The sequence below is a fragment of the Vibrio sp. 03-59-1 genome, assembly GCF_013114135.1.
Lineage (GTDB): Bacteria > Pseudomonadota > Gammaproteobacteria > Enterobacterales > Vibrionaceae > Vibrio > Vibrio cortegadensis.
The window spans coordinates 1-5,340 of sequence record NZ_VTYA01000036.1 but is presented as its reverse complement, the minus strand read 5'-3'; the positions used below and the strand labels follow the sequence as shown (position 1 = coordinate 5,340).

Below are 5,340 nucleotides of genomic sequence, written 5' to 3'. Positions count from 1 at the left end.
CCTTTTTGCAGTTACAACAGAAAGCTTTTGTTTCTTCAGAACCGTAAGTTTGAACCATTTCTACTACCTCGAAAATGCTAATTCACCACAGAGCAACTAACGCCGCGTTAAGTAGTGAGCAACGCTAACCACCGAACCTAAACTATTGCACCGTAAACACAAAACCCAACCTTGAACTGAAAATGCCAAGCGTTGGGAATCTGTCTTAAACGCTTTGTTAGTAGGCTATTTTCCACTTTGCTTAAAGAGGTTGGGAACCGTCTTGATAATATTTCGAGTTAGTTCAGATTCTGACTTAGCTTTCTCAAGTTCAACAGTTGTCTGCCCTTTCTCCAAAATAAAGTTTCGCTCCGTATTCGCCAACGAACTGATTGAAATCTGCAACGCATCGTCGTTACCAGTTGCTAAAGCGTAATTAACGGCAGACAACTTTGACTCCACATTTGTAAGTTCATTTTGAAAGTACTTAATTTCGGCAAGTCCATTTTTGTATAATCTAAGAAAAAAATACGCAAATATTTCTATGAAGATAATCAACATTATTCGAGGAAGTATTGGTAATACTAAGTTTTTGATAAACTTAGTATTTGATTCAGACCCTTCGGAGGCCAGTTGCTTTAATAGCTCAGATGAATCAACCATTGATACCGTTGTCCATAGAAGATATAGACCACCCGCGGTTATAGCCATACCGATCAAGAGGTTTATGTTTGCACGTAACCTCAAGTCAGAAATTTCCCTAAACAGGCGTTGCACTATTACACGAGAGTCCTTTGAAAGGTTTTCATAGGCTAGACTCTTTTTTACTTCGGAGCGAAGTAATTTAGTTTCACTGTTGAATATGTCCTTAATACTCTGCTCACTCGAACGTTCAATAATTGATTCTAATATTTTAGTTTTATCATCATCTGTGAGGTTCGCGCTAAGCTCGAAGTTATTTAGTCTTTCTAGAATTTCTTCGATGTCTAACTTAGATTTTTCGCTATCCTTTCTTGTGGCTTCTAAGCTATTACTTACTTCTTCTTTATACTCGGAAATATCTTTTGTAATCGAGGAATAGTGACGAGTCTGATGTTTAATCTTATTCATCAACTGATTGTATGATTTATCTTCTAGCGTTTCATTGCCTCCCGACTGTAGATAAACCAAACCAAATGACAGTATTGCCAACAAAAAAGATGTAAAAGTTACAAAGTCATTGTCTGAGGTTGTACGAAAAATGCTCGATATATAGAACCTAAAGTCAGCAAAATAGTAAGTAGCAAGGGCAATACCAAGAAAAAACAGACCGACAAATACCATTAACCTTCGATTTTCGATGGCTTGCTTAATTGAATCAGTAATCATTAATAATAACTCAAAACAGGATATCGCCCCATATTAAACCATTATGCAACCTAAATCATTGTTGTAGCGCAACATTGACCAGCCTACTAACGCCGCGTTAAGTGGTGAGCAACGCAGACCACTGCACTTAAAGTATTGCGCCGTAAACACTTAACCCGAAGCAAACCAAAAATGCCGAGCGTTGGGAATCCGTCTTAAACGCTTTGTTAGGCGCGTTTTTCGAACTCTACAGCCTCGACACCACGATATTTAGGGCGAATTACTACAGTACTGGCAATCATGTCGTGCCAACCTTGTTTTTTACCGTTGAAAGCTACCCAGATAAAACCCAAACACAGAGGAATGGTACTAACGTAATATGCAACATACCTAAGAATTGATTTACTCGTTGAAAGTGCTTCACCAGTTTTCGCATCCACAACTTTCAACTTTAACGCAATTTTACCAGGTGTCGCAGAGCGATATACCCAAAATAGAACTGTGGCTATGAATGGAAACAGCCAATTAAGTAAAAGGTCCCAGCCACCCAGAATGAAGCTTTCAGATTCGAAGTAGTAATTACCATATATCCAATATAGTAGTGGCATGGTCAACATAAGAAATAAAATTGTATCTATTAAAGCCGCTCCCAATCTTACCCAAAAACCTGCATATTCAAACTGATTACTATATTCCATTACTTTTCCTATTTTCTAATATGGACTGAATAGCTGATAACCGCCTAACGCCGCGTTAAGTGGTGAGCAACGCTAACCACCTTGCCTAAACCATTGCGACAGAAACACTTAACCTAAAGTAAGCCGAAAATGCCGAGCGTTGGGAATCCGTCTTAAACGCTTTGTTATGTATTACATGACGCGCGTAATTGACGTGATAAGACCGCTTAGTGCTTCGGTGTTTTTCAAGAACTTCGACAGGCTGCTTTCTTTCGTTTTAGGTTCCCTTTGTTCTTTAGAGTACATTATTTGCTCTCTATGTACCTTAAGCCCCTCATTTGTGACTTCCCCCACGATATCTTCAACAAGTCCAGCCTGCTCTTTCAATGCATCAACACGCTGGTTGACTATACATTCAAATTGCGAGAATTGGTCTTTCTGATGAGCTAATTGCATTTCTAGCAGCCGAATTTCTCGTTTATGGATAAGACTTGATACAAACCAAGTTAGAGCAACTAAACCAGCACAGAAGCTAAAAAACAGCGAAATCATTGATAACCAATTACTTAGAACTGCCTCACCAATGTAGGATGCCAACTGCTCATTCATTTTAACGTACTCCAAACTCTATTTTCTTGGGTAATACATAACGCCCAATTAAGTAGCTGACAACGCTACCAATAGACCAAAATTTATCACCTAAATCACTAAAACCAAACCGAGCTGAAAATGCCAAGCGTTGGCAGTCTGCTTAAATTGCTTGTTATGTGTGGGCTGATTGATACACGTTATTTTCTATCAAAGCACCTGCAAACTCAAAGGTCAGGAGCCCTATACGATTAAACCCTAAATGTTCATAAAAGCTATTGGATTCATTCTCAACCCAAGTGTAAAGCCAGTATTTATTACCAAACTGATTCTCGACTTCACTCAAGAGATTTCGACCTAAGCCTTTTCCATTGAAAGTGTTATCTATATAAAGTTTTTCTACTTCGAAGCCATTGTTGGATGTTTGATAATGCGATTCAAGATTGACCATTGCATAGCCTTGAATAACATCATGCTCTTCACTTACATATACACGATATTTAGGGGTATTCAATATTTCAAAGAAGTAAGTTGTAGTGAAAGTAGATAAGACATACTCAGCGTATTCACTTTTGATACCTTCTCTAGCATACGTGTCTAACCAGACTTTAATGGACAATACCGCTAATTTTGCACAATCGTCTTTTGTCGCTTCCCTAACCATTTACCCTCCAAACACATAACGCCCAATTAAGCTGCTGACCAACGCAATACAAAACTCAAAGCAATGCGCCGATTACACCAGAGCCAATTGGAACTGAAAATGCCACGCGTTGGCAGTCTGCTTGAATTGTTTGTTAGAACGATGCTCCCAACCTTTTATATGCACCAAGATATTAAACCTTATCCATATACTCAAGGTGATTATCGAGAAAGTAAGAAGGACAGCTGAGAAACTTAAATTCGCGCTCAAGAAGTAAACTAGCGAAGAAGAAAAACACACCGAACTACCCTAGTTTCACGCCTTTCTAATTAGAAAAGGATTCGAGCTTCATACTCGAACAACCACATCAAAGAACTCAGCTTTGAGCGAAGAAATCACAAAACCAAAGAAGCCACGCAAAAGAAATAGAAACAGTGTTAGAAGCCGTAACCGACCACTGAAAAGCGAACCCTCCGCACATAGTGCCACCGGAAAGAACATTGAGAATTACTGAAAGAACAGGTGTAAAGCAAAGCCTTGAAACAGATTAACACCAAGACTTTACCCTTTAAATTCAAACCAGTTCTAACGCCGCATTAAGTAGTGAGCAACACTACCACTTTACTAAACCATTACACCGTAATCACAAAACTCAACTTGAAATGAAAACGCCGAGTGTTGCGAATCTGTCTTAAATGCCTTGTTAGTTTACTTACATGATGCAGCTAAAGTTTAGCGCCAAGATGCTGAATTAGTTATAAAACTACTGAATCTAGACGCAGATGTAAAACTGAAAACTACGAAACTTAAACCCCACTAACAAAACGAACTTGGCTAAGAAGCTACATACGCTAAACAACCAAAATTGAAGCTCTCGAACTGACAAAGGATTCGTTCAACCAGCCTGACAGCCAAGTGCGACTAAACCAATGCTCACGAATTAGCCACCAAGAAAAAGAAACCACACCAAAGAACTATCACGAAAAAGTTAGAGTCAGTAAGTGACTGCCTAACCGCGAACGCTTCCCTTATAGTGCCACCGGAAAGTTCCTGTGATTAGCAAACCGACAGGTGCAAATTACAATAACCGGACAAGCTTTCGGAATAAAACCCCTTTTCTACTCTTGTAAACTAACGCCGCGTTAAGTAGTGAGCAACGCTAACACCGAACCAAACCATTCCACCGTAAACACTAAAGCTGATTCAAACCAAAGTCGCCGAGCGTTGCGAATCTGTCTTAAACGCTTTGTTAGCATAATAAATACAGACACTACCTCCGTTTTTGGATTGCCTTTACTTCATCCATTAAACAGTGATGCTTGGAAAGACCATCCAAATCTGGGAACAAGGTTTTATAGTTCACTGACAAACGGTCAAGCATAAGTATTATGGATACCTTTGCATTTGCAGGTATGGTCCACTCAAACAAAGTATGATGTTTTGCTGGTTCGAAGAATTCATTTTCGATCTTGAACTCCGGCTCTTTGTGGTACGTAAAGTAACCTGACTGAGCTTGAAGTCGTGCTGCAACTCCCTTTGGCTGATAGCCAAGGGCACGCTTGGGCTTACCACCAGGAACCAATACATCTTTTTCAAGATAGGCATATTGCGTAGGAAAGTAAGAGTAAATTTTGCCATCTTTGTCAAAATTGCTACTACAAGCAAAAAAAGCAGAAGTTAAGATATTTGAAGACCAATCGAGTAACTTGGTTGCGAAGCCATGATGTTGCGCTATTGCCATTGCCTCTAGTTCATTTTCAAAATCCATTTCAGGATACTTATGTGCTTGCTTGAGCCACATTTTAAATTTGAAATCGAATTTGTCTCCCTCGTTGTGTGGAAAACGATGAGCTTTAGGTTCTAGATCCCAGGAAGCATCCGCCTGCCCACGATAAAACCATCCTCCAACATAATCATCTGATGGTAACTTGCTCACTACATCCAGTAATTCTTGAACAGACTCCAATTTATTCATAAATACTTGTTCCCAATTTTAGTATGCTAACGCCGCATTAAGGGGTGAACAACGCCTCCACCCAACCTAAAGCATTGTACCGTAAACACTAAATTTGAAGTAGATGCAAAAATGCCAAGCGTTGAGAATCC

At 39.4% G+C, this 5,340-nt stretch carries 5 protein-coding genes; all 5 read right to left on the bottom strand.

From position 1 onward, the window contains the following. Positions 1–225 precede the first annotated feature (225 nt). Positions 226–1,347: a hypothetical protein gene (locus F0249_RS19395; RefSeq protein WP_171757557.1), complete on the bottom strand. Its 1,122-nt coding sequence runs from the start codon at positions 1,345–1,347 to the stop codon at positions 226–228. 206 nt (positions 1,348–1,553) lie between these two features. Then, positions 1,554–2,024 (bottom strand): RDD family protein, encoded by a 471-nt coding sequence (locus tag F0249_RS19390; RefSeq protein WP_171757556.1) that lies wholly within the window; start codon positions 2,022–2,024, stop codon positions 1,554–1,556. 171 nt (positions 2,025–2,195) lie between these two features. Then, positions 2,196–2,612, bottom strand: a complete 417-nt coding sequence (locus F0249_RS19385; protein ID WP_171757555.1) for a hypothetical protein — start codon at positions 2,610–2,612, stop codon at positions 2,196–2,198. A gap of 154 nt (positions 2,613–2,766) precedes the next feature. Beyond that, positions 2,767–3,255 carry a GNAT family N-acetyltransferase gene (locus tag F0249_RS19380; protein ID WP_171757554.1) on the bottom strand — a complete coding sequence of 163 codons (489 nt, stop codon included), beginning with the start codon at positions 3,253–3,255 and terminating at the stop codon, positions 2,767–2,769. 1,249 nt (positions 3,256–4,504) lie between these two features. Further along, positions 4,505–5,209: an FRG domain-containing protein gene (locus tag F0249_RS19375; protein WP_171757553.1), complete on the bottom strand. Its 705-nt coding sequence runs from the start codon at positions 5,207–5,209 to the stop codon at positions 4,505–4,507. Positions 5,210–5,340: the final 131 nt, after the last annotated feature.

What these genes read in the sequence shown, in the direction of transcription:
- F0249_RS19390 (WP_171757556.1), bottom strand. Translation starts at nt 2,024, where the DNA reads ATGGAATATAGTAATCAGTTTGAATATGCAGGTTTTTGGGTAAGATTG.
- F0249_RS19375 (WP_171757553.1), bottom strand. Translation starts at nt 5,209, where the DNA reads ATGAATAAATTGGAGTCTGTTCAAGAATTACTGGATGTAGTGAGCAAG.
- F0249_RS19385 (WP_171757555.1), bottom strand. Translation starts at nt 2,612, where the DNA reads ATGAATGAGCAGTTGGCATCCTACATTGGTGAGGCAGTTCTAAGTAAT.
- F0249_RS19395 (WP_171757557.1), bottom strand. Translation starts at nt 1,347, where the DNA reads ATGATTACTGATTCAATTAAGCAAGCCATCGAAAATCGAAGGTTAATG.
- F0249_RS19380 (WP_171757554.1), bottom strand. Translation starts at nt 3,255, where the DNA reads ATGGTTAGGGAAGCGACAAAAGACGATTGTGCAAAATTAGCGGTATTG.